Source organism: Paraburkholderia sp. BR10954, assembly GCF_040965775.1.
Classification (GTDB): Bacteria; Pseudomonadota; Gammaproteobacteria; order Burkholderiales; family Burkholderiaceae; genus Paraburkholderia; species Paraburkholderia youngii.
The window spans coordinates 217209-243476 of the sequence record NZ_JBFRCK010000007.1; the positions used below are offsets into that span (position 1 = coordinate 217209).

At 64.1% G+C, this 26268-nt stretch carries 27 protein-coding genes; 6 read left to right on the forward strand and 21 right to left on the reverse strand.

The window, feature by feature from the left end; genetic code table 11:
- Window position 1 precedes the first annotated feature (1 nt).
- A complete protein-coding gene (locus AB4Y34_RS13695; RefSeq protein WP_176380308.1) occupies window positions 2–322 on the forward strand; it encodes a DUF2007 domain-containing protein in 321 nt (106 codons plus the stop codon).
- A 70-nt stretch (window positions 323–392) separates the two neighbouring features.
- On the opposite strand, the gene AB4Y34_RS13700 is transcribed toward AB4Y34_RS13695, so the two are convergent.
- The 6 genes from AB4Y34_RS13700 to rpsP form a co-directional block, all read right to left on the reverse strand.
- The gene (locus tag AB4Y34_RS13700; protein ID WP_176380307.1) at window positions 393–1331 is read right to left on the reverse strand and encodes a CobD/CbiB family protein; all 939 of its coding nucleotides are present in this window, start codon (window positions 1329–1331) and stop codon (window positions 393–395) included.
- 149 nt (window positions 1332–1480) lie between these two features.
- On the reverse strand, window positions 1481–2239 hold the full coding sequence (locus tag AB4Y34_RS13705) for a CoA pyrophosphatase (RefSeq protein WP_368716307.1): 759 nt from the start codon (window positions 2237–2239) through the stop codon (window positions 1481–1483).
- 87 nt (window positions 2240–2326) lie between these two features.
- Window positions 2327–2713, reverse strand: a complete 387-nt coding sequence (gene rplS / locus AB4Y34_RS13710; protein ID WP_176105405.1) for a 50S ribosomal protein L19 — start codon at window positions 2711–2713, stop codon at window positions 2327–2329.
- 146 nt (window positions 2714–2859) lie between these two features.
- Window positions 2860–3627 carry a tRNA (guanosine(37)-N1)-methyltransferase TrmD gene (gene trmD / locus AB4Y34_RS13715; RefSeq protein ID WP_176124221.1) on the reverse strand — a complete coding sequence of 256 codons (768 nt, stop codon included), beginning with the start codon at window positions 3625–3627 and terminating at the stop codon, window positions 2860–2862.
- Between the two features lie 25 nt (window positions 3628–3652).
- Window positions 3653–4387, reverse strand: a complete 735-nt coding sequence (gene rimM / locus AB4Y34_RS13720; RefSeq protein WP_368716308.1) for a ribosome maturation factor RimM — start codon at window positions 4385–4387, stop codon at window positions 3653–3655.
- Window positions 4388–4521: 134 nt separating this feature from the next.
- Complete coding sequence (rpsP, locus tag AB4Y34_RS13725) at window positions 4522–4776, reverse strand: 30S ribosomal protein S16 (protein WP_013090118.1); 255 nt, start codon at window positions 4774–4776, stop codon at window positions 4522–4524.
- A gap of 171 nt (window positions 4777–4947) precedes the next feature.
- Here rpsP and AB4Y34_RS13730 point away from each other — a divergent pair, with 171 nt between their 5' ends.
- Together AB4Y34_RS13730 and AB4Y34_RS13735 are read left to right on the forward strand one after the other, a co-directional pair.
- The gene (locus AB4Y34_RS13730) at window positions 4948–6132 is read left to right on the forward strand and encodes a sorbosone dehydrogenase family protein (protein WP_368716309.1); all 1185 of its coding nucleotides are present in this window, start codon (window positions 4948–4950) and stop codon (window positions 6130–6132) included.
- 197 nt (window positions 6133–6329) lie between these two features.
- Complete coding sequence (locus AB4Y34_RS13735; RefSeq protein ID WP_368716310.1) at window positions 6330–6797, forward strand: NINE protein; 468 nt, start codon at window positions 6330–6332, stop codon at window positions 6795–6797.
- Between the two features lie 31 nt (window positions 6798–6828).
- Here AB4Y34_RS13735 and AB4Y34_RS13740 read toward each other — a convergent pair whose 3' ends face one another.
- Together AB4Y34_RS13740 and AB4Y34_RS13745 are read right to left on the reverse strand one after the other, a co-directional pair.
- On the reverse strand, window positions 6829–7980 hold the full coding sequence (locus tag AB4Y34_RS13740; RefSeq protein WP_368716311.1) for a PA0069 family radical SAM protein: 1152 nt from the start codon (window positions 7978–7980) through the stop codon (window positions 6829–6831).
- A 142-nt stretch (window positions 7981–8122) separates the two neighbouring features.
- Entirely contained in the window at window positions 8123–8611 is a 489-nt protein-coding gene (locus AB4Y34_RS13745; RefSeq protein WP_368716312.1) for an Lrp/AsnC ligand binding domain-containing protein, read from the reverse strand.
- Between the two features lie 180 nt (window positions 8612–8791).
- Here AB4Y34_RS13745 and AB4Y34_RS13750 point away from each other — a divergent pair, with 180 nt between their 5' ends.
- Entirely contained in the window at window positions 8792–10078 is a 1287-nt protein-coding gene (locus AB4Y34_RS13750; protein ID WP_368716313.1) for a D-amino acid dehydrogenase, read from the forward strand.
- A 140-nt stretch (window positions 10079–10218) separates the two neighbouring features.
- Here AB4Y34_RS13750 and AB4Y34_RS13755 read toward each other — a convergent pair whose 3' ends face one another.
- From AB4Y34_RS13755 to AB4Y34_RS13780, 6 genes are all read right to left on the reverse strand, one after another.
- Complete coding sequence (locus tag AB4Y34_RS13755; protein ID WP_368716314.1) at window positions 10219–12009, reverse strand: acyl-CoA dehydrogenase; 1791 nt, start codon at window positions 12007–12009, stop codon at window positions 10219–10221.
- 98 nt (window positions 12010–12107) lie between these two features.
- Window positions 12108–13055 carry an electron transfer flavoprotein subunit alpha/FixB family protein gene (locus tag AB4Y34_RS13760; protein ID WP_368716342.1) on the reverse strand — a complete coding sequence of 316 codons (948 nt, stop codon included), beginning with the start codon at window positions 13053–13055 and terminating at the stop codon, window positions 12108–12110.
- A 22-nt stretch (window positions 13056–13077) separates the two neighbouring features.
- Window positions 13078–13827, reverse strand: coding sequence for an electron transfer flavoprotein subunit beta/FixA family protein (locus AB4Y34_RS13765; RefSeq protein ID WP_368716315.1), 750 nt, complete (start codon window positions 13825–13827; stop codon window positions 13078–13080).
- A gap of 236 nt (window positions 13828–14063) precedes the next feature.
- Window positions 14064–14861, reverse strand: a complete 798-nt coding sequence (locus AB4Y34_RS13770; RefSeq protein WP_368716316.1) for a MetQ/NlpA family ABC transporter substrate-binding protein — start codon at window positions 14859–14861, stop codon at window positions 14064–14066.
- A 48-nt stretch (window positions 14862–14909) separates the two neighbouring features.
- The gene (locus AB4Y34_RS13775) at window positions 14910–15563 is read right to left on the reverse strand and encodes a methionine ABC transporter permease (RefSeq protein ID WP_008924321.1); all 654 of its coding nucleotides are present in this window, start codon (window positions 15561–15563) and stop codon (window positions 14910–14912) included.
- Window positions 15553–16587, reverse strand: a complete 1035-nt coding sequence (locus AB4Y34_RS13780) for a methionine ABC transporter ATP-binding protein (RefSeq protein WP_368716317.1) — start codon at window positions 16585–16587, stop codon at window positions 15553–15555. Before AB4Y34_RS13780 ends, AB4Y34_RS13775 begins: the two co-directional genes overlap by 11 nt.
- 239 nt (window positions 16588–16826) lie before the next feature.
- Here AB4Y34_RS13780 and AB4Y34_RS13785 point away from each other — a divergent pair, with 239 nt between their 5' ends.
- Window positions 16827–17732: a lysophospholipase gene (locus AB4Y34_RS13785; protein ID WP_368716318.1), complete on the forward strand. Its 906-nt coding sequence runs from the start codon at window positions 16827–16829 to the stop codon at window positions 17730–17732.
- 27 nt (window positions 17733–17759) lie between these two features.
- Here the strand turns inward: AB4Y34_RS13785 and AB4Y34_RS13790 are convergent, their stop codons facing one another.
- Together AB4Y34_RS13790 and AB4Y34_RS13795 are read right to left on the reverse strand one after the other, a co-directional pair.
- Window positions 17760–18569, reverse strand: coding sequence for an enoyl-CoA hydratase (locus tag AB4Y34_RS13790; protein WP_176369273.1), 810 nt, complete (start codon window positions 18567–18569; stop codon window positions 17760–17762).
- A gap of 3 nt (window positions 18570–18572) precedes the next feature.
- On the reverse strand, window positions 18573–19496 hold the full coding sequence (locus AB4Y34_RS13795; protein ID WP_176381330.1) for a histone deacetylase family protein: 924 nt from the start codon (window positions 19494–19496) through the stop codon (window positions 18573–18575).
- A gap of 334 nt (window positions 19497–19830) precedes the next feature.
- Here AB4Y34_RS13795 and mltB point away from each other — a divergent pair, with 334 nt between their 5' ends.
- Window positions 19831–21009: a lytic murein transglycosylase B gene (gene mltB, locus AB4Y34_RS13800; RefSeq protein ID WP_176381328.1), complete on the forward strand. Its 1179-nt coding sequence runs from the start codon at window positions 19831–19833 to the stop codon at window positions 21007–21009.
- 110 nt (window positions 21010–21119) lie between these two features.
- Here the strand turns inward: mltB and cysM are convergent, their stop codons facing one another.
- The 5 genes from cysM to AB4Y34_RS13825 all read right to left on the reverse strand — a co-directional run bounded on the left by cysM (window position 21120) and on the right by AB4Y34_RS13825 (window position 26179).
- Window positions 21120–22022: a cysteine synthase CysM gene (cysM, locus tag AB4Y34_RS13805; RefSeq protein WP_018435653.1), complete on the reverse strand. Its 903-nt coding sequence runs from the start codon at window positions 22020–22022 to the stop codon at window positions 21120–21122.
- Window positions 22023–22260: 238 nt separating this feature from the next.
- Complete coding sequence (locus AB4Y34_RS13810) at window positions 22261–22635, reverse strand: helix-hairpin-helix domain-containing protein (RefSeq protein WP_176124342.1); 375 nt, start codon at window positions 22633–22635, stop codon at window positions 22261–22263.
- Window positions 22636–22713: 78 nt separating this feature from the next.
- Window positions 22714–23706: an ADP-glyceromanno-heptose 6-epimerase gene (rfaD, locus tag AB4Y34_RS13815; RefSeq protein WP_368716319.1), complete on the reverse strand. Its 993-nt coding sequence runs from the start codon at window positions 23704–23706 to the stop codon at window positions 22714–22716.
- A 96-nt stretch (window positions 23707–23802) separates the two neighbouring features.
- Window positions 23803–24810 carry a D-glycero-beta-D-manno-heptose-7-phosphate kinase gene (gene rfaE1 / locus AB4Y34_RS13820; protein WP_368716320.1) on the reverse strand — a complete coding sequence of 336 codons (1008 nt, stop codon included), beginning with the start codon at window positions 24808–24810 and terminating at the stop codon, window positions 23803–23805.
- Window positions 24776–26179: a UDP-glucose/GDP-mannose dehydrogenase family protein gene (locus AB4Y34_RS13825; protein WP_368716321.1), complete on the reverse strand. Its 1404-nt coding sequence runs from the start codon at window positions 26177–26179 to the stop codon at window positions 24776–24778. Before AB4Y34_RS13825 ends, rfaE1 begins: the two co-directional genes overlap by 35 nt.
- Window positions 26180–26268 lie beyond the last annotated feature (89 nt).

Genomic DNA, 26268 nt, shown 5'->3' on the forward strand with positions numbered 1-26268 from the left:
CATGAAACTGATGCGCGCGCCGAACCTGATCATCGGACAGCATTGGGTCAACGTGCTGGAGACCGCGGGCATCGCGTGCGAGCTGCATAACCGCTATCTGAACGGCGCGCTCGGCGAGATTCCGGCCGATCAATGCGCGCCGGAGCTGTGGCTCGTCGATGAACGCGATGAGGCGGTCGCGCGGCGGCTGATCGAAGCGGCGTCGCGAGGACCGGCACCGGGCGCGCCGCAATGGCAATGTCAGCAGTGCGGCGAAATGCTCGAGGCGCAGTTCACCGTGTGCTGGCAATGCGGGACTGTGCGCGATCCTTTGAAGGGGTGAAGCGTCGTCGGAATTGAAAAAGCCGGGCAACGCCCGGCTTTCTCTTGTGCTGCGCGCGTGCGTGGCCGCTTCAGGCGAGCCACACCGCGATGGTCAACATCAACAGCAGGATCATCCACAACACGACCGCGCGCCACACGAGCCCCACTGCCGATTGCAGCGTGCGCGGCGTGCAGTCGTCGCCGACCTGCATCGGACCGCCGTCGCCGGTGGCGAGCGCGTCTAGGCTCGACGGCTCCGCGAGCGGCCCGGCCAGGCGCGCGCCGAGCGCCCCGCTGCCCGCGGCGAGCAACACGCCGTCGTTCGTATCGGGCCATTGCCGCGCATGATTGCGCCACGCGTAAATCGCATCCTCGAAATTGCCGACGATCGCAAAGCCCAGCGACGTCAGCCGCGCCGGCACCCAGTCGATCACGAAGAACGCGCGTTGCGCGAAGCTCGAAAACGCGACGGTGCGCTCGTCAGCCGGCCGCGCCCATGCGCGCGCCAGATATTCCGCGCAACGGTACAGCACCGCGCCGGCAGGGCCGACCGGAATCAGGAACCAGAAGAACACGCCGAACACGTGGCGATGCGACGCGACCACCGCGTGAATCAACGTGTGACGCACGATCTCGCTGACCGGCATGTCGACTGTCTCGAGCCCGGTCCATTCGTTGAGGATTTCGCGCGCGCGTGGCACGTCGTCGTTGTTCAACGCGAGATGGATGTCGGTGAAGTAATGGCTGAACTGCCGGAAGCCGAGCGTGAAGTACAGCACCACGACGTTCCACAGGAACGCGAGCATGAAGTGAATGTGATACAGCACGTAATAGACGAGCGCGACTGCGAGCGTCCAGGGCAGCACCACGACGAGCCACGCGAGCAGACCGTGACGTTGCTTGCCAGCATCGAATCCGTGCGCCGCCGACTCCGCATGGTATTGAAGCAACGCAGATACCGGATTGTTCGGCGATAGCGCGCGTACCTGTTCAATGATCAGAGCCAGCAATACGGAGAAAAAAGTCATGCGATGCGCCGTGCTTTTTAAGTTTTTACGATTGTTCTATAACGATAGCACAGGGTCGGATGAGTCTGAACGCGGACGCTGACAAAGCGCCAACAAGTGCGTCGTTCTCGCAACTCGCATCGTCGGCGCGTCGATGCGAGTCATATCTCTCACGCGGCGAGGAACCGATACAGGTTGCGCAGCATCGCGGCCGTCGCGCCCCAGATGAAATGATGGCCGCTTTGCACGGCCGCTGGCGTGGCCGTCTGCGGGTGTTGCCCGCCGTGCTGCTCGGCGGCTTCCGGAGCCACCGTCAATTCGCCGCGCGGATACGGCATCGCGAAGAAGCGGCGCTCGCCGCCCTCGTAGCGGAACAGCCGCTCTTCGTGGTTGGACGGGTCCATCAGGAACGCGAGCGGCACTTCGAAAACCTCGGCGACTTCGAGCGGATCGATCTCAAGCGAGAACGGCGGGTGCACGAGAGCGATGATCGGCGACACGCGAAAGCCGGTGCCAGTCAGATAGTCGGGCAACGCGCCGAGGACTTCGACGCGCGACGAGTCGAGACCCACCTCTTCACTCGCTTCGCGCAGCGCCGTGGCGGTCGCATTGGCGTCGAACGGTTCCTGGCGGCCGCCGGGAAAACTCACTTGGCCGGCGTGATCGCTCAGATGGTCCGCGCGCTGCGTGAGCAACACGGTAAGGCCTCGCGCACGCACGACGAGCGGCACCAGCACCGCGGCCACGCGTGGGTCGAGGTCGGTGTTGCGCCACGGCGCATCGGCAATTTTTTCGGGGGTCCAGGCAAGTTGCCGATCGAAGCGCGCCCGTAGTGCATCGGGCGTCAGACGCTCGCCCGTGACCGCTGGCAGATCGGCGCCCGTCGCGATGACAGGCAGAGTTTCGGGCTCAAAGACGGGGCGGATCAACGGGTCTCTCTGATGAGCGGGGACATGCCGCTATTTTGACCTGGCCAACAAAAAAGCACCCGCGAGGGGTGCTTTTTCTTACAGCATTTACGCTTCGGAAGGAGCGCGGTCCTTCGAGACCAGCTTTTCCTTGATTCGAGCCGACTTGCCCGAACGCTCGCGCAGATAGTACAGCTTCGCACGACGCACATCGCCGCGACGCTTGACGACGATGCTTGCCAGCAGCGGCGAATACGTCTGGAACGTACGCTCGACGCCTTCGCCCGACGAAATCTTGCGGACGATGAACGACGAATTCAGACCACGGTTACGCTTGGCGATCACGACGCCTTCGTAAGCCTGCACACGCTTACGCGTGCCTTCAACCACGTTCACGCTGACGATGACCGTATCGCCCGGACCAAAATCCGGAATGGTCTTTTCGCCGAGAACGCGCGCGATTTCTTCCTGCTCGAGTTTTGCAATCAGATTCATCACTGACTCCTAGATCCATCTTGTCGGCGTTCGTACCTGCCCACGCTTACTGCGTTGGGCTACGGCCCCGATAGAGGATGGGTTCACATCTGGCACCGCACACGCATGTGCGGCACCGCCTTTTGTCCGCTCGAAAGACCGGAGCCTCAGGCCTTCGGCTCTTCCTTCGCGAGACTTGCGAGCCACGCCTCGTCGGCACGGCTCAGCATTCTTTTCTTTCTGGCCTTCACGATCAGATCGGGCCGTTTGTTCAACGTGTTGCGCAGTGCTTCGCGCCGCCGCCACGCTTCGATTTCCGCATGATGGCCGCCGAGCAGCACATCGGGCACCCGCACGCCCTCGTATTCCTCGGGACGTGTGTAGTGCGGACAATCGAGCAGCACGTCGACGAAACTATCCTGCACCGCCGACTGCGAGTCGTTCAGCACTCCGGGCAACTGACGCACGACCGCATCCATCAATGCCATCGCGGGCAGTTCGCCGCCCGACAGCACGAAGTCGCCAAGGCTGACTTCCTCGTCGACGACACGGTCGAGCAGACGCTGGTCGATCGCTTCGTAACGCCCGCACAACAGGATCAGACCGGGTTCGGTCGCGAACTTCATCACGCGCTCGTGATTCAGCGTGGCGCCTTGCGGCGACATCATCACGACGCGCGACGCGCCGATGCCCTGCTCCGACTGCGCCGTTTTCGCGGCACTGATCGCATCTTCGAGCGGCCGAGCCAGCATGACCATGCCGGGGCCTCCGCCGTATGGGCGATCGTCGATGGTGCGGTAGTTGTCGGTCGTGAAATCGCGCGGATTCCACGTACGCAACCCATAACGCTGCTGCTTCGCGGCCCGGCTGGTGATACCCCAGTCAGTCAGCGCGCGGAACATTTCTGGAAAGAGCGTCACGACATCGAACTGCATCGCTCTCCCCACTCAACGATAGATTTCAATAGTCAGCTTCCCAGTCGACGACGATCTGCTTGGCCGTCTGGTCCACCGTTTTGACAAAGACGCCGACGAACGGGATCAAACGCTCGCCTACGATCGGCTTGCCGCTTCTATCGGTAGCCGGGTATTCGATGCGCAGCACCGACTGCGCGCCGTTGTCGATCATGCTGGCGACCTTGCCGAGGCTGAGCCCAGCGAGATTCACCACGTCCAGGCCGATCAGATCGACCCAGTAGAATTCGTCGGCTTCGAGCGCCGGAAATTCGCTACGGCTGATGTACACGCGAGAGCCGCGCAAAGCCAGCGCCACATCGCGGTCAGCGATGCCACCCAGACGGGCGACCACGCTGTCGCTATGCGTTTTGGCCTGCAAGGTCGGCGCCGATTTGCGCTCCTGGCCTTTCAGCAGCCACCAGCGCTTCGCGCTCAGCAAGGCGTCGCCGCCCTGCCCGGCATCCGCATGCGCGGCCACCTTGACCCAGCCTTTGAGACCATAGGCGTCGACGATTGCGCCGACTTCGACCGCATCGGCCGGCCAGCTCGCCGCCGTTTCGATGCGCATTTCTGCAGCTTCCGAACCCGCGTTCGCTACCTTGGCCTGCGCCTCTTTCAACTTGCCGTCGGTTCGTTCGACCGGCTTGCGGACGAATGCGCCGAACGACGCCTGACCAGACGCCTTTGCGCGCGAAGCTGCCTTGGCGCTACCAGAACTGCCGGAATCACGCTCAGACATCGAATAACCTCGACAACAACTTCGCAGCCGGCTTTGGCGTCTGCTTCAGTAACACAAATTGCGCATCGGACTGCTCACGCGAGTTGCGCGAGCCGCCGGCCGAACCGACGACGATACGCCCGCGGGCTGCCATATCAAGCAGCCGGCTGTGCCTTTTGGGCTTCCTTCACGAGACGCTCGACGGTCGGCGACAGCTGCGCGCCAACACCTTGCCAGTACGTCAGGCGATCCTGAGCGATACGCAGGGACTCGCCCTTCGTAGCGACCGGGTTGTAGAAACCGACGCGCTCGATGAAGCGGCCGTCACGACGGCTACGCGAGTCGGTGGCGACGATATTGTAGAACGGGCGCTTCTTGGAGCCGCCACGAGCCAAGCGGATGATGACCATACTAGAATCCTTGAAAACCGGGGTTCGGAACGACTGAAACACGCGATTATAGCGGGAAACCGACGCCATAACAAACACTTACCGGGATAAACTGTGGAACAGGGCCGCACCGGCCTTCTACAAGAGGTGCGAGAACCCGCTCAAACGCCCGAATTACCTGAAGGAGCGCGCGTGCAACGCCAACCGAACCTCCTGTTTCCATTCGCCTTTTTTGCCTTTTTCGTGCGCTTTGCTGGACTTTCGCGCACCCCGCGCAGCCGGATTCTACGCGCGGCGGCGGCCACGTTGCTCACCGCGCAGGCGTTGACGGCAAACGCCGCGCTACCCATCGAGAAAATTAAACTGCCGCCGGGCTTTCACATCGAGGTGTTGTCGGACGACGTGCCGAGCGCACGCGCGATGACGTTATCGCCCAAGAGCATTCTGTACGTGGGCAGCAACGATGGGCACGTCTATGCGCTGGAACTGCGGAACGGCCGCGTGACGGGCCGCCACGTGATCGCGTCCGGGCTGCAGATGCCCGCCGGTGTCGCGTGGAGCGATGGCGCGCTGTACGTGTCGGCCGTGTCGAAAATCGTGCGCTTCGATGCGATCGACTCGCACCTGAACGATCCGCCGAAACCGGTCGTCGTCACCGACAAGCTGCCGACGGACACGCATCATGGCTGGAAATTCATCGCGTTCGGCCCGGATGGCAAGCTGTACGTGCCGCAAGGCGCGCCGTGCAACATTTGCCAGAGAGATCCGGACCGCTTTGCGCTGATTGGCCGCATGGACCCGGACGGTAGCCACTACGAGGTCGTCGCGCGCGGCGTCCGCAATTCGGTTGGCTTCGCGTGGCATCCGGTCACCCACGAACTGTGGTTCACCGACAACGGTCGCGACCTGCTCGGCGACGACATTCCGAGCGACAAGCTCAGCCGTGCGTCACGAGTCGGCATGAACTTCGGCTTTCCGTACTGTCACGGCGGCGACACGCCCGACCCCGAGTTCGGCAAGGATCATCCGTGCAGCGACTTCACGCCGCCCGTGGTCAAGCTTGGCGCGCACGTGGCGGCGCTTGGCATGCGCTTCTACGACGGCCCAATGTTTCCGCCCGACTACCGCAACAATATCTTCATCGCCGAGCACGGCTCGTGGAACCGCAGCAAGAAGGTAGGCTACCGCGTGGTGCGCGTGATCACCGACCCTGACGGCAGCCACGCACGCCAGCAAGTCTTTGCCGAAGGCTGGCTGCAACCCGGCGAATCGGTGTGGGGCCGTCCCGCCGACGTGCTGCCGCTGCCGGACGGTTCGCTACTGATCAGCGACGATACCGCCGGCGCGATCTATCGCGTCACGTATTCGGCGCCGTAGAGCGCGGATGCATGTATGTCCGGCTGAGCGGCTGCACTGGTCTTCTGCCAGTTCCGGCGCATGCCGCCGCCCCGCTTTCAGCGCGGGCGCTCGCCCTCAACGTAACCACCCGCCCGCCGCAGGCGTAGAATGCGCGTCGGTCCGCGCCCTGCGGCACACCGCTCCTTTCGACCGCCTGTCACTCTGCCCACGCGTTCATGTCCACCTTTGCCTCGACCTCCCCGCGCTTCAGATCCAAGACGCTCACCGCCGCGCTGGCGTTCCTGTTCGGCAGCCTCGGCGCCCACCGCTTCTATCTATATGGCATCCGGGACATCTTCGGCTGGACGCATCTGCTCGGCACGCTGATCGGCATTCCCGGCGTGATGCTGCTGATCGCGACCGAGCGCGCGTCGATCCTCGGCTGGGTGCTCGCGTCGATCGGTGCGGTTTCACTGTTCGCTGCGTTTCTGGCCGCGCTCGTCTACGGGCTGCGTCCGGATCAGAAATGGGATGCGCAATTCAACGCCCACACGCAACGCAAAAGCCGCTCAGGCTGGACGGTCATTTTCGTCGTGATCTTTTCGCTGCTCATTGGTGCGTTTCTGTTGATGACCGGTCTCGCGCTCGCGTTCCAGACCTACTTCGAAAGCCAGGTCGAAGCGGCCAAAGCGATTTCGCAGTAACACCCGTGGGCCCAGCAGGCATTCCTGCTCGCTAGAAAAGCCTCAATTGTGGATTGTCAGGCGCCGGTGCGCTCGCCTGCTCGGCTCGCGGCGACTCGATCCGGCGAAAGTGCGACATGTCGAGAATGCCGCGGTCACGCCCGCTCAGCCCCAACCGGCGCGCGGCCTTGTGAAAGCGCTGCTTGAGCAGATCCGCCCATAACCCCTCTCCCTTCATGCGGGTCGAGAACGACGAGTCGTAATCCTTGCCGCCCCGCATGTCGTGCACACGGTTCATCACGCGCTCGGCCCGATCCGGGAAGTGTGCGCTCAGCCAATCCTTGAACAGTGGCGCGACCTCCCACGGCAAGCGCAGCACGATATAGCTCGCGTTGCTGGCGCCCGCTTCCGCGCACGCTTCGAGCACGCGCTCCATGTCCGGTTCGGTGACGAACGGGATCACTGGCGCGATGCTGACGCCGACCGGAATGCCCGCCTCGCTGAGCGTACGGATCGTGCGCAGGCGGCGCGACGGCGTGGCCGCGCGCGGTTCGAGCGTGCGCGCGATGTCGGCGTCCAGCGTGGTGATCGTGATCGCGGCCATGAATTGCCCGCGCTCCGCCATCGGCGCGAGCAGGTCGATATCGCGCTCGATCAGCGACGATTTGGTGATCGCCGCGAACGGGTGATTGCGCTCGCTGAGTACCTCGATCACCCGACGCGTAAGTCGCAAGTCGCGTTCGGCCGGCTGCCATGCGTCGGTCGCGACGCCGAGCGCGATCGGCTCGGGCACATAGGATTTCTTCGACAGTTCCCGCTCGAGCAGTTCGGGCGCGTTGATCTTCGCGTAAATGCGGCTCTCGAAATCGAGCCCCGGCGACAAGCCCAGGTAGCTGTGCGTGGGCCGCGCGAAGCAATAGATACAGCCGTGCTCGCAACCGCGATACGGATTCAGCGACACATTGAACGGAATGTCCGGCGACGCGTTGCGTGTGAGGATGGTTTTCGCGCGCTCCTCGAACACCTGCGTGCGCAGGAGCTTCGGCTCGCCGTCTTCGTCGGCCGCCTGCCAGCCGTCGTCGACGGCCTCGCGCTGGTCGACTTCGTAGCGGCCCTGGAGGTTCGTGACCGCACCGCGCCCCTTGCGAGGCGCCGGCGGCGCGATCGGAAATTCGGGAATGTCAGGGGTGTTGGGGTCATCCACGGCGGGCCACGCAAAGCAAGCGCAAACGAAGCGCCAAAAGAAAACGGCGCAAACACCTGTATAAATATACAGTATCTACGCCGTTTGTCGAGCACTTCGTGTGCCGCGAGATGCGCGACCAGCCCCGTCAGCGATCAGGCACTTAGTCGGTAACCGCGATGATCAGCGTCTCCTTGATTTCCTCCATCACCACATAGCTCTTCGACTGCACCGCCCCCGGCAACTGCAGCAGGATGTCGCCGAGCAACTTGCGGTAGTCGGCCATTTCGCCGATGCGCGCCTTGATCAGATAGTCGAAATCGCCCGACACGAGGTGGCACTCGAGCACCTCGGGGATCTTCTGCACCTCGCGGCGGAACTGGTCGAACATGTTGCCGCTCTTGTGATCGAGCGTGATCTCGACGAACACCAGCAGCGCCGCGCCCAGTTCTGCCGGATTCACGCGCGCGTAGTAGCCGGTGATCACGCCGTCGCGCTCCATCCGCTTGACGCGCTCGATGCAAGGTGTCACCGACAGACCGACCCGTTCCGCCAGGTCCTTCATCGCCATACGGCCGTCCTGCTGCAGGAGCCGCAGGATCTTGTGATCGAGCTTATCGAGAGCCCGCACGGGATGGCGCTGGGTACGCATAGTGTTTTTGCTGAAAATGATGAAAATACGATAACAAAACCTGCTTCACTGTTAATAGTATAGCGGTTAACACTGGGCAGACGGCATTTCACCTCACGTTGCAGCTCGTTGAATCGAAGCAGATCGAATCCAGCGAAACGCGCCTTGCCCTCACTCAATTTTTGGATATCTGGAGCAGCTATGCGAGTCGTCGTTTTGGGCAGTGGCGTCGTCGGTGTAACGAGCGCGTACTACCTCGCACGCGCCGGTCACGAAGTGACCGTCATCGATCGCGAGGCCGGCCCGGCGCTCGAAACCAGCTTTGCCAACGCGGGCCAGATCTCGCCGGGCTACGCGTCGCCGTGGTCCGCGCCGGGCGTGCCGCTGAAGGCCGTCAAGTGGATGTTCCAGAAGCACGCGCCGCTCGCGATCCGCCTCGACGGCACCGCGTTCCAGCTGCAATGGATGTGGCAGATGCTGCAGAACTGCACGGCGCCGCGCTATGCGGTGAACAAGGGCCGCATGGTGCGGCTCGCCGAATACAGCCGCGACTGCCTGCAGGCGCTGCGCGCCGACACTGGCATCCAGTACGAAGGCCGCACCGGTGGCACGCTGCAGGTATTTCGCACGCAGCAGCAGTTCGACGGCGCCGCGAAAGACATCGCCGTGCTGCAGGAAGCCAACGTGCCGTACGAACTGCTGAGCGCCGACCAACTCGGCAAGGCCGAACCGGCGCTCGCCGCGGTGTCGCACAAGCTCACCGGTGGCCTGCGCCTGCCCGGCGACGAAACCGGCGACTGCCAGATGTTCACGACGCGACTCGCGGCACTAGCCGAGCAACTGGGCGTCAAGTTCCGCTACAACACGCCGATCGACGCGCTCGCGATGGCGGGCGGCCGCATCGCCGGCGTGCAGTGCGGCGGCGAACTGGTGCGCGCGGACTCGTTCGTGGTGGCGCTCGGCTCGTACTCGACGCGCTTCCTCGACGGTATCGTGAAGATTCCGGTCTATCCGCTGAAGGGCTATTCGATCACCGCGCCGATCGTCGACGCGGCTGCCGCGCCGGTGTCGACCGTGCTCGACGAGACCTACAAGATCGCGATCACGCGCTTCGATGACCGGATTCGCGTCGGCGGCATGGCTGAGGTCGTGGGCTTCGACAAATCACTGCGCGAGGCGCGCCGCAAGACGCTCGAGCTTTCGGTGAACGACCTGTTCCCGGGCGGCGGCGACACGTCGAAGGCGACGTTCTGGACCGGTCTACGGCCAATGACGCCGGACAGCACGCCGATCGTCGGCCGCACGCCGGTGCCGAACCTGTTCCTGAACACCGGCCACGGCACGCTCGGCTGGACGATGTCGTGCGGCTCAGGCCAACTGCTCGCCGACCTGATGTCGGGCAAGCAACCGGCGATCCGCGCGGACGATCTGTCGGTGCATCGCTATCTCGGCGAGACCGCGGGCGAACATCGGCCGGCGTATGCGTGAGTTCGAGTGCGTGCGCTGACGCGGCCCTGGCCGCAAGCGCACGCGGCAACAAACAGCAGCGGCAAAAACAAACGGTGCCTCGCGAGGCGCCGTTTGTTTTCCAAGGTGCCGCCGCAATCGCGGCAGGCACCGAGGCATGCTTAGAACTGGTCTTCCGACAAAGCCAGCACGCCCTCGCCACCCTTCGCGCTGACGATCGCCACTTCGAGCGCCGCCGCCTGCGGCAGCACATGCTCGGCGTAAAACCGCGCGGTCGCAATCTTCGCGTCATGAAACGCGGGATCCTCGTCGCGCCTCGCCGCTGCCGCAAGCTGCGCACGCGCCATCTGCCAGCCGCCTAGCACGATGCCCGCGAGCTTCAGATAGGGCACGCTGCCCGCGAACACCGCATTTGGATCGCCCTTCGCATTCGCGACGACGAAATCGACGACCGCGCCAAGCGCCCGCTGACCCTCAGCGAGTTGCGTCCGCATCGACGCGAACGCCGCGCCCTGCTGCGCGCCGAGCGCTTCGACCGTTTCGGCGATACCAGCAAGCAGTTCTTTCGCGACCTTACCGCCGTCGCGCAGCGTCTTGCGACCAATCAGGTCATTGGCCTGGATCGCGGTCGTGCCTTCGTAGATCGGCAGAATGCGCGCGTCGCGGTAGTACTGCGCGGCGCCGGTTTCCTCGATGAAGCCCATACCGCCATGCACCTGCACGCCGAGGCTCGTCACGTCGATCGACAGCTCCGTGCTCCAGCCCTTAACGATCGGCACCAGGTATTCGTAGATCGCCTGATGCTTGGCACGCGTCGCGTCGTCAGGATGACGATGCGCGATATCGCAGTGCGAGGCAGCGACGTACGCGAGCGCGCGCGACGCCTCGGTGAGGCAGCGCATCGTCGACAGCATGCGGCGCACGTCCGGGTGCTGGATGATCGCGACCGACTGCTTCGCGGAGCCATCCACGGGGCGGCTCTGCACGCGCTCCTTCGCATACGCGACCGCCTTCTGATACGCGCGATCCGAAATCGCGACGCCTTGCATGCCGACCGCGAAACGCGCGGCATTCATCATGATGAACATGTATTCGAGGCCGCGATTCTCTTCGCCGATCAACTGACCGATCGCGCCGCCGTGATCGCCGAACTGCAGCACCGCGGTCGGGCTCGCCTTGATGCCGAGCTTGTGCTCGATCGACACGCAATGCACATCGTTGCGCTCGCCGAGCGAGCCGTCCTCGTTGACGAGAAACTTCGGCACGAGGAACAGCGAAATGCCCTTCACACCATCGGGCGCGTTAGGCGTGCGCGCAAGGACGAGATGGACGATGTTCTTCGCCATGTCGTGCTCGCCCCAGGTAATGAAAATCTTCGTGCCGAACAGCTTGAACGAACCGTCGCCCAGCGGCTCGGCGCGCGTGCGCACCAGCGCGAGATCGGAGCCCGCCTGCGGCTCGGTCAGGTTCATCGTGCCGGTCCATTCGCCTGAAATCAGCTTCGGCACGAAGGTCTGTTTCTGCGCTTCGCTGGCGGCGGTCAGTAGTGCTTCGATCGCGCCGTCGGTCAGCAAAGGACACAACGCGAACGACAGATTCGATGCGTTGAGCATTTCGACGCATGGCGTCCCGATCAGCTTCGGCAACCCCTGTCCTTCGTAGTCGAGCGGGTGCTGCACACCCTGCCAGCCGCCCTCGGCGAACTGGCGGAACGCGTCCCTGAAACCGGGCGTCGCGGTGACGACGCCATCCTTCCAGCTGCTCGGGTTGCGATCGCCGTCGACGTTCAGCGGCGCAAGCACTTCGCCGCACAGTTTCGCCGACTCGCCGAGCACGGCCTGCGCCGTGTCGAGGTTCGCGTCTTCGAAGCCGGGCAGCTTCGCGATGTCTTCGAGTCCGGCCAGTTCTTTCATCACGAACAGCATGTCCTTGATGGGCGCCGTATAGCTCATTTCGGTTCTCCTCCCTTGATATGAAAAAAGGGCGCGGGACTTGGTCGGTCCAGCGCCCTTCGCTGATTTTCGGCGGCCTGTTTCAACCGCCGCGGCGCTTAGCCGAGTTCCTTCACGAGTTCCGGCACGATGGTGAACAGATCGCCGACGAGGCCGTAGTCGGCCACGCTGAAGATCGGCGCTTCTTCGTCCTTGTTGATCGCGACGATGACCTTCGAGTCCTTCATGCCGGCCAGATGCTGGATCGCACCCGAGATGCCGACCGCGACATACAGTTGCGGCGCGACGATCTTGCCGGTCTGGCCGACCTGATAGTCGTTCGGCACGAAGCCCGCGTCGACCGCTGCGCGCGATGCGCCCAGTGCCGCGCCGAGCTTGTCGGCCAGCGGCTCGAGCACCTTCGTGTAGTTCTCGCCATTGCCCAGACCCCGGCCACCGGACACGATGATCTTCGCGCTCGTCAGTTCCGGACGATCGAGCTTCGTCACTTCGCGGCTCACGAACTGCGAGATGCCTGCGTCGGCTGCGGCTTCGATCTTTTCGACCGCTGCGCTGCCGCCTTCGGCTGCGACGGCGTCGAAACCGGTCGAGCGCACGGTGATGACCTTGATCCGGTCTTGAGATTGAACCGTTGCGATCGCGTTGCCCGCATAAATAGGACGCTCGAACGTGTCGGCGCTGTCCACCGCAGTGATGTCGCTGATCTGCGCGACGTCGAGCTTTGCGGCGATACGCGGCGCGATATTCTTGCCGTACGCGGTAGCCGGCGCGAGGATGTGCGTGTAGTTCCTGGCCGCATCTTGCACAAGCGTCAGCACCGTCGCTTCGACGTTTTCCGCGAGACCCGCTTCGAGTTGCGGCGCGTCGGCGAGCAGTACCTTGGCGACGCCGGCGATCTTCGCTGCGGCATCGGCCGCAGCCTGCGCGTTATGCCCCGCGACCAGCACGTGAATCTCACCACCGATCTTCTGTGCCGCTGCGATCGTATTCAGCGTCGCGGCCTTGATCGACGCGTTATCGTGTTCTGCTACTACCAGGTTAACCAGATTCGTCATTTCTTGCGTCTCCTCACAGCACCTTGGCTTCGGTCTTCAGCTTCTCGACCAGCGTCTTCACGTCCGGCACCTTCACACCGGCGGAGCGCTTCGGAGGCTCGGCGACTTTCAGCGTCTTAAGACGCGGCGTGACATCGACGCCGAGGTCTTCGGGCTTCACCGTTTCCAGCGGCTTTTTCTTGGCCTTCATGATGTTCGGCAGCGTCACGTAGCGCGGCTCGTTCAGGCGCAGATCGGTCGTGACCACGGCCGGCAGCGTCAGCGACAGCGTTTCCGCGCCGCCATCCACTTCACGCGATACCGTCGCCTTGCCATCCGCCACGACCACTTTCGACGCGAACGTCGCCTGCGGCAGGTTCGCCAGCGCGGCGAGCATCTGGCCGGTCTGGTTGGAGTCGTCGTCGATCGCCTGCTTGCCGAGGATCACCAGTTGCGGCTGCTCCTTGTCGACCAGCGCCTTGAGCAGCTTCGCGACTGCGAGCGGCTGCAGATCTTCGTTCGATTCGATCAGGATCGCGCGGTCCGCGCCGATCGCGAGCGCGGTGCGCAGCGTTTCCTGCGACTGCGTCATACCGGCCGACACGGCGATTACTTCGGTCGCGATACCCGCTTCCTTCAGCCGCACGGCTTCTTCAACCGCGATTTCGTCGAACGGATTCATCGACATTTTCACGTTGGCAATATCGACGCCCGTACCGTCCGATTTCACGCGGACCTTCACGTTGTAGTCGACCACTCTTTTCACTGGCACCAGAATTTTCATGCACACGCTCCAAAGTTACGAATACGTCAACCCGACAAACATTATAGCGACTGCCCTCATGGCAGCCGTGTCGCGGGCGCTTTGCGGAAGGATATCGCTCCTCCGCGGCGTGACGGCAATATCGAACGATCGTTCTATTTTAATCTCTAAAAAACCCGGGAAACAACCCCGGGTTCCGACTCCGACCTCTAATTTCCCATTGCCGTCGTGTTCTGCCTGGTTCGTGGATCATTGCATCACCAGGAGGTGATCACCGAGCCGCCGAATTTGCTGTCGACGAACTGCTTCACTTCCGGCGAGTGGTACGCCGCGACGAGCTTCGCGACCCACGGCTTGTTCTTGTCCGCTTCGCGAATCGCGATCACGTTTACGTACGGACCCTTCGGGTCCTCGATCGCGATGGCGTCCTGCTTCGGCTTCAAGCCCGCTTCCATCGCGAAGTTGGTGTTGATCGCGGCGGCATCGACATCGCCCAGCGAACGCGGAATCTGCGCCGCGTCGAGCTCGACGATCTTCAGCTTCTTCGGATTGTCGACGATGTCGAGCGGCGTCGCCTTCAGGCCGGCATCGGCGCGCAGCTTCAGCAAGCCCTGCTTCTGCAGCAGCAAAAGCGCGCGGCCGCCGTTGGTCGGATCGTTCGGTACGGCGATCTTCGCGCCCGGCTGCAGTTCGGCGAGCGACTTCACTTTCTTCGAGTAGATGCCCATCGGGTACGTGACCGTATCGGCGACACGGATCAGCTTGTAGCCACGGTCCTTCACCTGCGCCTGCAAGTACGGGTCGTGCTGGTAGCTGTTCGCGTCCAGATCGCCGCTCGCGAGCGCCGCGTTCGGCTGCACGTAATCGGAGAATTCGACGATCTTGATGGTGAGGCCGTTCTTCGCGGCGACCGTCTTCACGACGTCCATGATCTGCGCGTGCGGGCCGCCGGTGACGCCGACCTTGATCGTATCTTCGGCCTGCGCCGCGGTGGTGGCGAACAGCGTTGCCGCGCCGAGTGCGGCGGCCAGCTTGAGAATGAAGCGACGTTGCATGATGGACCTTTTCCGAATCTCTATGAGCGGGCTTCCGAACGCCCTTGTTTACTTATGGCTCAAACGACGCACGAGCCAATCCCCAAACGACTGCACCAGTTGCACGAACACGATCAGGATCAGCACGACCGCGAGCATCACTTCCGGCAGGAAGCGCTGATAGCCGTAGCGGATGCCGAGGTCGCCAAGCCCGCCACCGCCGATCGCGCCGGCCATCGCCGAATAGCCGACCAGCGACACGAACGTGATCGTCAAACCGGCGACCACGCCCGGCAGCGATTCCGGCAACAGCACCTTGAAGACGATCTGGCTGGTGGTCGCGCCCATCGCCTGAGCGGCCTCGATGAGGCCGCGGTCGACTTCGCGGAGCGCCGTTTCGACGAGACGCGCGATGAACGGCGCGGCGGCGATCGTCAGCGGCACGATCGCGGCGGCCGTGCCGATCGACGAACCGACCACGAGCCGCGTAAACGGAATCACCGCGACCAGCAGGATGATGAACGGTGTGGAGCGCACCGCATTGACGATCACGCCCATCACCCGATTGACGGCGACGTTTTCGAGCACGCCCTGGCGGTCGGTCAGATACAGCAGCACGCCGAGCGGCACGCCAACCACGGCGCCAATCAGTCCGGAGATGCCGACCATGATCAGCGTCTCCCAGAACGACTGGACGAACATATCGAACATTTCACTCAACATGCGAGAGCTCCTCCACTACGACACCCTGCTCGCGCAGAAACGTGAGCGCCTGCGCGACCTTGGCCGGATCGCCGCCCGCCAGAACCGCGAGCGAGCCGAACGCCTGCCCTTGGATCTCGTCGATCTGGCCGTGCAGGATATTGAAGTCGAGCTCGTAACGGCGAATCGTCTCCGATAGGATCGGCTGATCCACGCCCGAACCGGTGAACGCGAGGCGCAGCAGATGGCCGCTGCCGGTCTTCAGGCGCTGCGCGACGCGCGCCTTCATGGCGGGCGGCAAGTCCTGCGCGATCACGTCGCCGATCAGCGCGCGCGTGACTTCGTGGTGCGGCTGCAGGAACACGTCGATCACCTTGCCCTGTTCGACGACGCGGCCCGCGTCGAGCACCGCGACGCGATCGCAGACCTGCTTGATCACGTCCATCTGGTGCGTGATCAGCACGACCGTCAGGTTCAGTTCGCGGTTGATGCGCTTCAGCAGATCAAGAATGGCGCGCGTGGTCTCGGGGTCGAGCGCCGAGGTCGCCTCGTCCGACAGCAGCACCTTCGGCTTGCTCGCCAGCGCCCGCGCAATGCCCACGCGCTGCTTCTGCCCGCCGCTGATCTGCGCCGGATAGCGGTCCTTCTGCGCCAACAGACCGACGAGCTCGAGCAGCGGCAGCACGTTCGCCTCGATTTCGTCGCGCTTCATGCCGGCCAGTTCGAGCGGCAGCGCGACGTTCTCGTACACGGTGCGCGACGACAACAGATTGAAGTGCTGGAAGATCATGCCGATCTCGCGACGCGCGTCGCGCAGTTGCGCGGCGGGCAGCGTCGTCAGATCGCGGCCGTTGACGAGGATGTTGCCCTCGGATGGGCGGGTCAGCAGGTTGATCGTGCGCACGAGCGTGCTCTTGCCCGCGCCGCTGCGGCCGATGATGCCGAACACCTCGCCCGCCGGAATCGTCAGATTGACGTTGTGCAGCGCCTCGACCCAGCCCCGGGGTCCGGCGAACCGCTGGGAAACATTGCGTATTTCGATCATGGACAAACGAAAACGGCGGAGGCTGCCGGCGAGCGTCGTGCTCCCGACAAGCGGCCGCCGTTTCTTTTATTTGGGATTTAAGGTCGCCATTCTACCGCAGCGCCGACATACCCTTTAATAATCAATTCCGATCTTTTCATAACCAAAGGGCATTAGAGCCGCGCGTTACGTACAAAGCTGTCGCGCATCGCGCCGCTCCGACTATGATCGGACCACCCCCTTCCGCACAGCCTACCGCCATGCAAACTTCCCCGAGCCACACGGTGCGCGCGAGCGCCGGCAGTCTTAATAAGGAAGCGCCGCAGTGCACGTCGGTCACGACCGCCGATGGCATCGAGTTGCCGCTGTATCGCTGGCAGCCGAACGGGCCGATACGCGCGACGGTCGCGCTGCTGCACGGCCTCGCCGAGCACGCCGGCCGTTACGCGGCCGTGGCGGACCGGCTCAACGCGGCGGGCATCGAACTCGTCGCGGTCGATCTTCGCGGCCACGGCCACGCGCCCGGCAGGCGCGTCTATGTGAAACGCTTCGACGACTACCTGCTCGATGCGCAGGCGCTGCTCGACGCCGCCGCGCAAAGCTGCGCGCCGCTCTTCCTGATGGGCCACAGCATGGGTGGCGCGGTGGCCGCGCTGTACGCGATCGAACGTCTCGATGCGAGCGGGCGGCGCCTGAGTGGTCTGATCCTGTCGAGCCCCGCGCTCGCCCCGGGGCGCGACGTGCCGAAGTGGATGCTCGCGCTGAGCCAGGTGATCAGCCGCGTCTATCCGGGCTTCCCGGCGATGAAGATCGACCCCGCGCTGCTGTCGCGCCTTCAGCCGGTCGTCAAAGCCAACGTCAACGATCCGCTCGTGCATCACGACGCGATTCCGGCGCGCACGGGCGCCGAGTTGTTGCTGGCGATGGCGCGCATCGAACGTGGCCGCGCGGGGCTGCGCATGCCGCTGCTCGTGTTTCACGGCACCGACGACAAACTGACCGAGCCCGACGGCAGCCGCGCGTTCGGCGAGCACGCGGGTTCGCCTGACAAGACGCTCACGCTGCACGAGGGCAGCTATCACGAGACGATGAACGACCTCGACCGCGATCGGGTGATCGCGGGGTTGGTCGATTGGATTGAAAGACGGTCGGTGGGACGGAGTTGAGAAGATGCGGCGCGTGGTAGCCGTCGGCTAGCGCTTCCACTCCGGCGCGCGTTTGTCGATGAAAGCCTGCACGCCTTCGAGCGCCGAGTCGTCCATCATGTTGCAGGCCATCGTCTGCCCGGCGAGCTGGTACGCGGCCTCGATGCCCATTTCGAGCTGCCGGTAGAACAGGCCCTTGCCTGCGCTGACCGCTTCGACCGGCTTCGCGCAGATGCTCGCGGCGAGCCGCGCGACTTCGTCGTCGAGCGCATCGGCTGGGGCGACGCGGTTCACGAGCCCCTGCTTGCGGGCTTCGGCGGCGTCGATGAAATCGCCGGTCAGCAGCATTTCGAGCGCGGCCTTGCGCGACAGGTTGCGCGACAGCGGCACCGACGGTGTCGCGCAGAACAACCCGAGGTTCACGCCCGATACGGCGAAGCGCGCGGTCTCGGCGGCGACCGCGAGATCGCACATGGCGACGAGCTGGCAGCCGGCCGCGGTCGCGATGCCGTGCACGCGCGCGATCACCGGCTGCGGCAGGCGCTGGATCGTCAGCATCAGCTTCGTGCAGCGCGCGAACAGCTGCTGGTAGTACGCGAGCGACGGCGCCGCGCGCATTTCCTTCAGGTCGTGCCCGGCGCAGAATGCGCGGCCCGCGCCGGCGATCACGACCACGCGGGCATCGGTCTTCGCGATGTCGGTCAGCGTCTGCTGAAGTTCGTCGAGCAGCGCTTCGGACAGCGCGTTGAACGCATCGGGCCGGTTCATCGTTACGCGCACGACGCCCGGTACCCGATACGCGTCAGGTTCGATGGTGACCAGCGACGCGTCGCCGGTGTTGACGGGGTTGACGTTCATGGCTCAGATCTCCGCGAGCGAGCGCACGTGCGCGACCACGCTGCGCCCGAGCGCCGACAGGTTGTAGCCGCCCTCGAGACAACTGACTATGCGCCCGCGCGCGTAGCGCCGCGCGATCTCGCACACCTGGTCGGTAATCCACGCGTAATCGTCTTCGACGAGGCCCATGTTGCCGAGGTCGTCCTCGCGATGCGCGTCGAAGCCGGCCGAGATGAACAGCATCTCCGGCCTGAATTCGTGCAGGCGCGGCAACCACAGCATATCGACCGCTTCGCGCACGGCCATGCCGTTCGAGCGCGCCGGCATGGGCACGTTGCACATGTTGGACGCCTGGTTGTCGGCGCCCGTGAACGGATAGAACGGGTGCTGAAAGATGCTGCACATCAGCACGCGCGGGTCGCCCGCGAATGCGGCCTCGGTACCGTTGCCGTGATGCACGTCGAAGTCGATGATGGCGACCCGCGCGAGACCATGCACGTCGAGCGCGTGGCGTGCGGCGATCGCGACGTTGTTGAAGAAGCAGAAGCCCATCGCGCGCGCCGGCTCCGCGTGATGGCCGGGCGGGCGCACGCTGCAGAACGCGTTGTCGTAGCGGCCTTCGATCACCGCGTCGGTGGCGGCGACCGCCGCGCCCGCCGCGCGCAACGCGGCCCGCAACGTGTGCGGATTCATCGTCGTGTCGGGATCGATTTCGGCGACGCCCTCGAGCGGCGAGCGACCGCGGATGTAGTCGACGTGCGCCTGCGTGTGCACGCGCAGCAGCGCGGCCTCGTCGACGAGCGGCGCCGGTTCGCGCTCGATCAGCGCGTCGATGCGGCTCGCGATCAGCTGATCCTCGATCGCCTGCAGGCGCGCGGGGCACTCGGGATGCCACTGTCCCATGTCGTGCAGCAGACAGTCGGGATGGGAATAGAAACCTGTTGCCATAGTTCGTGTTGTGCGTCTCTTCTACGGCGCGGCGCATCAACTGCGCGCGCGGCGTGTCTCCGTCGAGCGGCGCGCGCCCCCGCGCGCCTACATTCGTCAAGTTACCACACGACACCGCTGTCGCCGATTCAGCACGGTTTTGCGGGAGCCGTCGGGTATACTTCCCCGACCCGTTATTCGCCGTTTCGTTCCTGCTGCTTTCCGACTGCTTCCAGCCTTTCACGCATCGCGCTCACTGCTCACCATGACCGTCAAGCTTGCTCTGTCCGCAGGATCCCCACGCAACCGGCTTCGCCTCAACTCCCTCGCCGCCTCACTGACCGTCGCATCGTGCATGTTCATCGCAGCAAGTCCCGCGAGCGCACAAAGCGCCACGCGCAAAGCCTCGGTGCAGCTCGCGCAAAGCCAGCCGCAACAGCCGGTCCCGCAAGGGCAAACGTTTGAGGAAGAGATCATTCCGCAGCGCTATGCGAACAACGCGAACGTCGATGCGTTCATCAACGAGATGGTCGCGCGCTACGATTTCGACGAAGCGTCGCTGCACGCGCTGTTCGCCGGCGTCAGCTACTCGGCGACCGCGGTGAAGCTGGTCACGCCGTCGCCGACGCCGTCGGTCAAGAACTGGCGCTCGTATCAGGCGCGCTTCCTCGACCCGGTGCGCGTCAATGCCGGCGTGCAGTTCTGGCGCGAGAACCGGGCCACGCTGCAGCGCGCGTATCAGGAGTTCGGCGTGCCGCCGGAGATGGTCGTCGGCATTATCGGCGTCGAGACGATCTACGGTCGCTACATGGGTAATTTCCGCGTGCTCGATGCGCTGACCACGCTGAGCTTCGATTATCCGAACACCGCGAATCGCGCGGACCGCCAGGCGACCTTCCGCAAGAATCTCGAAGACTACCTGGTCTGGACGCGCGACGCGCAGATCGACCCGAACACGGTGCTCGGTTCATACACGGGCGCGATCGGCATTCCGCAGTTCCTGCCGAGCAGCATCGTCCAGTACGCGGTCGACTACGAGGGCAACAAGCACATCGATCTGCGCACGAGCGATGCCGACGCGATCGGCAGCGTCGCGAATTATCTGCGCCAGAATGGCTGGGAAAGCGGCCGGCCGGTGGTATGGCGAATCGGCTCGGACGCGGGCAGCCTCGGTGTCGCGCAGGCGGCGGCCACTGGCCAGCCGGAGCCGCACTGGCCCCTCGACCAGTTGCTGCGCGCCGGTCTCGTACTGAACGAGCCGAACGTCGACATTGCTTCCGAAGCGGGTACGCCGGTCACGGTGGTCGATCTGCCGACGCCGGGGCGCGGCACGGAGTTCGTGCTCGGCCTGAAGAACTTCTACGTGCTCACCCGCTACAACCGCAGCTTTTTCTATGCGCTTGCGGTGTATCAACTCGGTCAGAAGGTCAAGGCCCAGATGGAAGCAATCGACACTGCGAATGCCGCGAAGGCGGTCAACAACGGCAGCGCGTCGCAAGGTCAGACAGATCAGTCGAACTCAAATTCGCAGTGAGTCGCCCCGCGAGTCGCGCGCGCGCCTCGCGTTGAAGGACGTAAAAAAGCGCCGGCTCGACCGGCGCTTTTCATTGGCTCGTGCGCCCGCGAAGGCGCCCGGCGACCCGCTTACGCGGGAAATACTCCCGTGGACAGATAACGGTCGCCGCGGTCGCAGACGATGAACACGATCGTCGCGTTCTCGACCTGACGCGCGATGCGCAGCGCGACTTCGCACGCACCACCCGACGAAATGCCCGCAAAGATGCCTTCGACCGACGCCAGCCGGCGCGCCATCGCCTCGGCCGCGGATTGGCTGACGTTCTCCACACGGTCGACGCGGCTACGGTCGAAAATTTTCGGCAGATACGCTTCCGGCCACTTGCGGATACCCGGAATACGCGAGCCCTCTTCCGGCTGCGCGCCGATAATTTCGATCTGCTGGTTCTGCGCTTTCAGATACGTGGACACGCCCATGATCGTGCCGGTCGTGCCCATCGACGACACGAAGTGCGTGATGCGCCCTTCCGTGTCGCGCCAGATTTCCGGGCCCGTGCCTTCGATGTGCGAAGCCGGATTGTCCGGGTTCGCGAACTGATCGAGGATGATGCCCTTGCCTTCGCGCTGCATCTGCTCGGCGAGATCGCGCGCGTACTCCATGCCGCCTTTGACCGGCGTCAGAATGATTTCCGCGCCGTAGGCGGCCATGCTCTGACGGCGCTCGACCGACAGATCTTCCGGCATGATCAGCACCATCTTGTAGCCGCGGACCGCCGCGGCCATTGCGAGCGCGATACCGGTATTGCCGCTGGTCGACTCGATCAGCGTGTCGCCCGGCTTGATGCGCCCGCGCGCTTCGGCCTTCTTGATCATCGACAATGCCGGACGGTCCTTCACCGACCCCGCCGGGTTGTTGCCCTCGAGCTTCGCGAGGATCACATTGTTGCGGCTGCGGATCTCGTCGTCGGGAAGCCTGACGAGTTGTACGAGCGGCGTGTTGCCGACCGTGTCTTCAATCGTTTTATATGCCATATGGAGTCTAGCGGTCGATGCGCGAAAGAGTGTCTTCAATCCATCGATTCTAAACCACGAACTCCGGCGCTGCCCTGCAGCCCTTCTGTCCGCATGGATGCATGCCGCTTGCGGCGCAAAAAGCCCGCGGCTGCGAGCCGCGGGAAGTCGTGTGTGCAAATCGGAGCAATGGGATGTTCGCGGACCCTGCGCGCCGCAAGCTGCTCGTCGGCATGACACGCACAAGGCTCGCGGCCGCTTACTTCTTCACCGCCACTGCGGCGGCGCCCTTCTGCGTGGCGGCGGGCGCGGCCGCAGCGGCCGGCTCCTTGGCCGCTGCAGCTGCCGCAACCTGCGTGCTAGCAGCCGCGCCAGCCGGTCCGACAGCGAGACCCTCCGCCTGCAGGCGCTCGATGGTGTGGCCGCCCATGCCCTTGACGCGCTTGCCGAGATCGGCCGCGTCCTTGAACGGGCCGTGCGCATTGCGTTCGTCGACGATCGCTTTGGCTTTTGCCGGACCGATGCCCTTGATGCCGCGCAGCGCGTCTTCGTTAGCCGTGTTGACGTCCACCGCCGCATACGCGTGGCCGAAAGCGGCGAGCATCGCCGCGGTAACCAGTACTTTTCGAAACATATTGGAATCTCCCTGTTGCCACTGGCCGGCGACCATCACCGGCCAGGAGATTCCAGTTTAAAGAGGACGGCGTACTAATTACACCTGGCCGAACAGCCAGCGCACGTAACGATCGACACCTTCCTGCACGCTCAGAAACGGCGCGTCGTAGCCGGCCGCGCGCAGCTTCGACTGATCGGCCTGCGTGAAGCACTGGTACTTGCCGCGCAGCGCGTCGGGGAACGGAATGTATTCGATCAGTCCGCGTTGCACCTGATCCGCGAGCGACAGCGCCGGCTCGTTGTTCAGCGCGCGCAGCGTGTTGACCACGGTGCTCGCGATGTCGTTGAACGGCTGCGCGCGGCCGGTGCCGAGATTGAAAATGCCCGACTTCTCCGGATGATCGAAGAAGAACAGATTGACCTTGACGACGTCTTCGACAGAGATGAAATCGCGCGTCTGCTCACCAGCCGGATAGCCGTTGTATTCGCCGAACAGCTTGACCTTGCCCTCGGCGCGGAACTGATTGAAGTTGTGAAACGCGACCGATGCCATGCGCGCCTTATGCGTTTCGCGCGGACCGTACACGTTGAAATAACGGAAGCCCACGATCTGGCTTTTCGCCGTGGGCAGCACGCGGCGAATCACCTGGTCGAACAGGAACTTCGAATAGCCGTACACGTTGAGCGGCTGCTCGACCTCGCGCTCCTCGACGAAGCGGCTCGAGCCGCCATACGTCGCCGCCGACGACGCATACAGGAACTGGACGTCCTGCGCGAGACAGATGTCGAGCACGTCGCGGCTATAGCGGTAGTTGTTGTCCATCATGTAGCGGCCGTCGGTTTCCATCGTGTCCGAGCAGGCGCCTTCGTGGAAAATCGCGCGCACCTTGCCGAAGTCGCCGCGCCTGAAGCGCTCGACGAATTCGGATTTGTCGAGATAGTCGTCGATTTCGCAATCGACCAGATTCCTGAACTTGTCCGCGCGCGTGAGGTTATCGACCGCGATGATGCGTTGTTCGCCGCGCTCGTTGAGCGCCTTCACGAGATTGCTGCCGATAAAACCGGCCGCGCCGGTGACGATGACGGTCATGATGATCCTGCCGTAGTGAGCTTTGTAGTGAGCTTCGTTCAGTCAACGCCGCGGGGTCCGCTGGTCCGTCGGACGACGGCAGCCCCGCGGGCTGCATCAGGAGAAGAGTTCGTCGTAGTCGACGGTGGCGGTGCCGAGTTTGCCGACCACGATGCCGGCCGCCCGATTCGCGAGCCCGACTGCGTCGATGAGAGAAAGACCCGCGCCGAGCATCGCGGCAAGCGTCGCGATCACGGTGTCGCCCGCGCCCGACACATCATACACTTCGCGCGCATCAGCCGATGCGTGCAGGATGCCATCGTCGGCGAAGAGTGTCATGCCCTCCTCCGAGCGCGTCAGCAGCAGCGCCTTGAACTGGAGTTCGGCGCGCAGCTTCGTGACACGCGCGATCAGATCTTCCTCGGACTTCCACTGTCCGACGACCTCGCGCAATTCCGCGCGATTCGGCGTGATCAGCGTCGCGCCGCGATAGCGCTCCCAGTCGTCGCCCTTCGGATCGACGAGCACCGGCTTGCCGGCCGCGTGCGCCTTCGCGATCATTTGCGTGACATGCGTGAGGCCGCCCTTCGCATAGTCGGACATCAGGATCACGTCGTGCGACGGCAGCAGCTCGTCGAAACGCGCAAGCCCCGCTAGCAGCACTTCGTGCGCCGGCGAATTTTCGAAATCGACGCGCAGCAGTTGCTGCTGACGCGACAGCACGCGCAGCTTGATCGTCGTCAGCAAGGCCGGATCGCGTTCGAGATGCGGTGTCACGCCGCTTTCGTCGAGCAGCTGCACGATGCGCTCGCCGGGCTCGTCATGACCGACCACGCACAACAGACCCGCTTGCGCGCCGAGCGCGACCGCGTTGCGCGCGACGTTCGCCGCGCCGCCCAGGCGATCTTCCTGGCGCTGCACGTGCACGACCGGCACGGGCGCCTCCGGAGAGATGCGGTTGACGTCGCCGAACCAGTAACGGTCGAGCATCACGTCGCCGACCACGAGCACGCGTGCCGCATTGAGCTGCCCGCGCGGCACGAACGTGAGCTTCTGCGCCGTGGTGGACGCGGGCGCCGCGGGCATGGCCTCAGGCATCGGCCGGAAGTTCAGAGGGTTTGGCATAGGGGCGTCCAATAGCGTGATAGTCGATCCCGAGCTCGATCATCGCGTCCGGTTCGTACAGATTGCGGCCGTCGAAAATCAGCGGTGTCTTCAGCACCGATTTCAGATGCACGAAATCAGGACTCTTGAACTCCTTCCATTCGGTCACGATCACGAGCGCGTCGGCGCCGGTCAGCGTTTCGTCCTGAGTGTTCGTGAACGTGAGACGTGCGAGCTGCTCGGGCGCCGCGTGCAGATCCATCGCGAACACGCGCTGCGCCTCGGTCACGGCGACCGGATCGTACGCGCGCACGTTTGCGCCGCGCGCGAGCAGCTCCCCGATCACGCGACGGCTCGGCGCCTCGCGCATGTCGTCGGTATTCGGTTTGAACGCGAGGCCCCACACCGCGAACGTGCGGCCGCTCAGATCCTCGCCGAGCTTCGCGGCGATCTTGTTCACGAGCACGTCCTTCTGCTGGTCGTTCACTTCCTCGACCGCCTCGAGAATGCGCAGGTTGTGGCCGCTCTCGCTCGCGGTGCGAATCAACGCCTGCACGTCCTTCGGGAAGCACGAGCCGCCATAGCCGCAGCCGGCATACAGGAAGTGATAGCCGATGCGCGGATCGGAACCGATGCCGCGGCGCACCGCCTCGATGTCGGCGCCGACCTTGTCCGCGAGATTCGACATCTCGTTCATGAACGAGATGCGCGTCGCGAGCATCGCGTTGGCCGCGTACTTGGTGAACTCGGCCGAGCGCACGTCCATGTACAGCGTGCGTTCGTGGTTGCGGTTGAACGGCGCGTACAGACGCTTCATCATCTCACGCGCGCGTGCGCCCGATTCGTCTTCGTCGATGCCGATCACGATACGGTCGGGGCGCATGAAGTCATCGACGGCCGCGCCTTCCTTCAGGAACTCGGGGTTCGACACGACCGAGAAGCGATGCTGCGCGCTGCCGGCGAGCGCGCGCTTCACGAGCTCTTCATTGATCACCGCGCGCACGCGTTGCGCGGTGCCGACCGGCACCGTCGATTTGTCGACGATCACCTTGAAGCCGTTCATCGTGCGGCCGATGTTGCGCGCGGCCTCGAGCACGTATTGCAGGTCGGCGGAGCCGTCTTCGTCGGGCGGCGTGCCGACCGCGATGAACTGCACGTCGCCGTGCGCGACGCTCGCCGCGACATCGGTCGAGAACGTGATGCGGCCGGCCGCGCGCGTGCGGGCGATCATCTCCTGCAAGCCCGGTTCGTGAATCGGCACGCCGCCTTTGTTGAGGATGTCGATCTTGCGCTGATCGACGTCGAGACAGAAGACGTCGTTGCCGATTTCGGCGAGACACGCGCCGGTGACAAGGCCCACATAGCCGGTGCCGATAATGGTGATTTTCATACGCTGTCCGGTAGATGGTTCCGGTGATGAATGCCGCTCGTGAGGCCGGCGATAAACTCGTTGCGAAATTCGCGGGGCGATTGCGCGCC

Coding starts and splice junctions, on each gene's coding strand:
- AB4Y34_RS13695 (WP_176380308.1), top strand. CDS start 2: ATGAAACTGATGCGCGCGCCGAACCTGATCATCGGACAGCATTGGGTC.
- AB4Y34_RS13700 (WP_176380307.1), bottom strand. CDS start 1,331: ATGACTTTTTTCTCCGTATTGCTGGCTCTGATCATTGAACAGGTACGC.
- rplS (WP_176105405.1), bottom strand. CDS start 2,713: ATGAATCTGATTGCAAAACTCGAGCAGGAAGAAATCGCGCGCGTTCTC.
- trmD (WP_176124221.1), bottom strand. CDS start 3,627: ATGCAGTTCGATGTCGTGACGCTCTTTCCAGAAATGTTCCGCGCGCTG.
- rimM (WP_368716308.1), bottom strand. CDS start 4,387: ATGTCTGAGCGTGATTCCGGCAGTTCTGGTAGCGCCAAGGCAGCTTCG.
- rpsP (WP_013090118.1), bottom strand. CDS start 4,776: ATGGTCATCATCCGCTTGGCTCGTGGCGGCTCCAAGAAGCGCCCGTTC.
- AB4Y34_RS13735 (WP_368716310.1), top strand. CDS start 6,330: ATGTCCACCTTTGCCTCGACCTCCCCGCGCTTCAGATCCAAGACGCTC.
- AB4Y34_RS13745 (WP_368716312.1), bottom strand. CDS start 8,611: ATGCGTACCCAGCGCCATCCCGTGCGGGCTCTCGATAAGCTCGATCAC.
- AB4Y34_RS13750 (WP_368716313.1), top strand. CDS start 8,792: ATGCGAGTCGTCGTTTTGGGCAGTGGCGTCGTCGGTGTAACGAGCGCG.
- AB4Y34_RS13755 (WP_368716314.1), bottom strand. CDS start 12,009: ATGAGCTATACGGCGCCCATCAAGGACATGCTGTTCGTGATGAAAGAA.
- AB4Y34_RS13765 (WP_368716315.1), bottom strand. CDS start 13,827: ATGAAAATTCTGGTGCCAGTGAAAAGAGTGGTCGACTACAACGTGAAG.
- AB4Y34_RS13770 (WP_368716316.1), bottom strand. CDS start 14,861: ATGCAACGTCGCTTCATTCTCAAGCTGGCCGCCGCACTCGGCGCGGCA.
- AB4Y34_RS13775 (WP_008924321.1), bottom strand. CDS start 15,563: ATGTTGAGTGAAATGTTCGATATGTTCGTCCAGTCGTTCTGGGAGACG.
- AB4Y34_RS13780 (WP_368716317.1), bottom strand. CDS start 16,587: ATGATCGAAATACGCAATGTTTCCCAGCGGTTCGCCGGACCCCGGGGC.
- AB4Y34_RS13785 (WP_368716318.1), top strand. CDS start 16,827: ATGCAAACTTCCCCGAGCCACACGGTGCGCGCGAGCGCCGGCAGTCTT.
- AB4Y34_RS13790 (WP_176369273.1), bottom strand. CDS start 18,569: ATGAACGTCAACCCCGTCAACACCGGCGACGCGTCGCTGGTCACCATC.
- AB4Y34_RS13795 (WP_176381330.1), bottom strand. CDS start 19,496: ATGGCAACAGGTTTCTATTCCCATCCCGACTGTCTGCTGCACGACATG.
- mltB (WP_176381328.1), top strand. CDS start 19,831: ATGTTCATCGCAGCAAGTCCCGCGAGCGCACAAAGCGCCACGCGCAAA.
- cysM (WP_018435653.1), bottom strand. CDS start 22,022: ATGGCATATAAAACGATTGAAGACACGGTCGGCAACACGCCGCTCGTA.
- AB4Y34_RS13810 (WP_176124342.1), bottom strand. CDS start 22,635: ATGTTTCGAAAAGTACTGGTTACCGCGGCGATGCTCGCCGCTTTCGGC.
- rfaD (WP_368716319.1), bottom strand. CDS start 23,706: ATGACCGTCATCGTCACCGGCGCGGCCGGTTTTATCGGCAGCAATCTC.
- rfaE1 (WP_368716320.1), bottom strand. CDS start 24,810: ATGCCAAACCCTCTGAACTTCCGGCCGATGCCTGAGGCCATGCCCGCG.
- AB4Y34_RS13825 (WP_368716321.1), bottom strand. CDS start 26,179: ATGAAAATCACCATTATCGGCACCGGCTATGTGGGCCTTGTCACCGGC.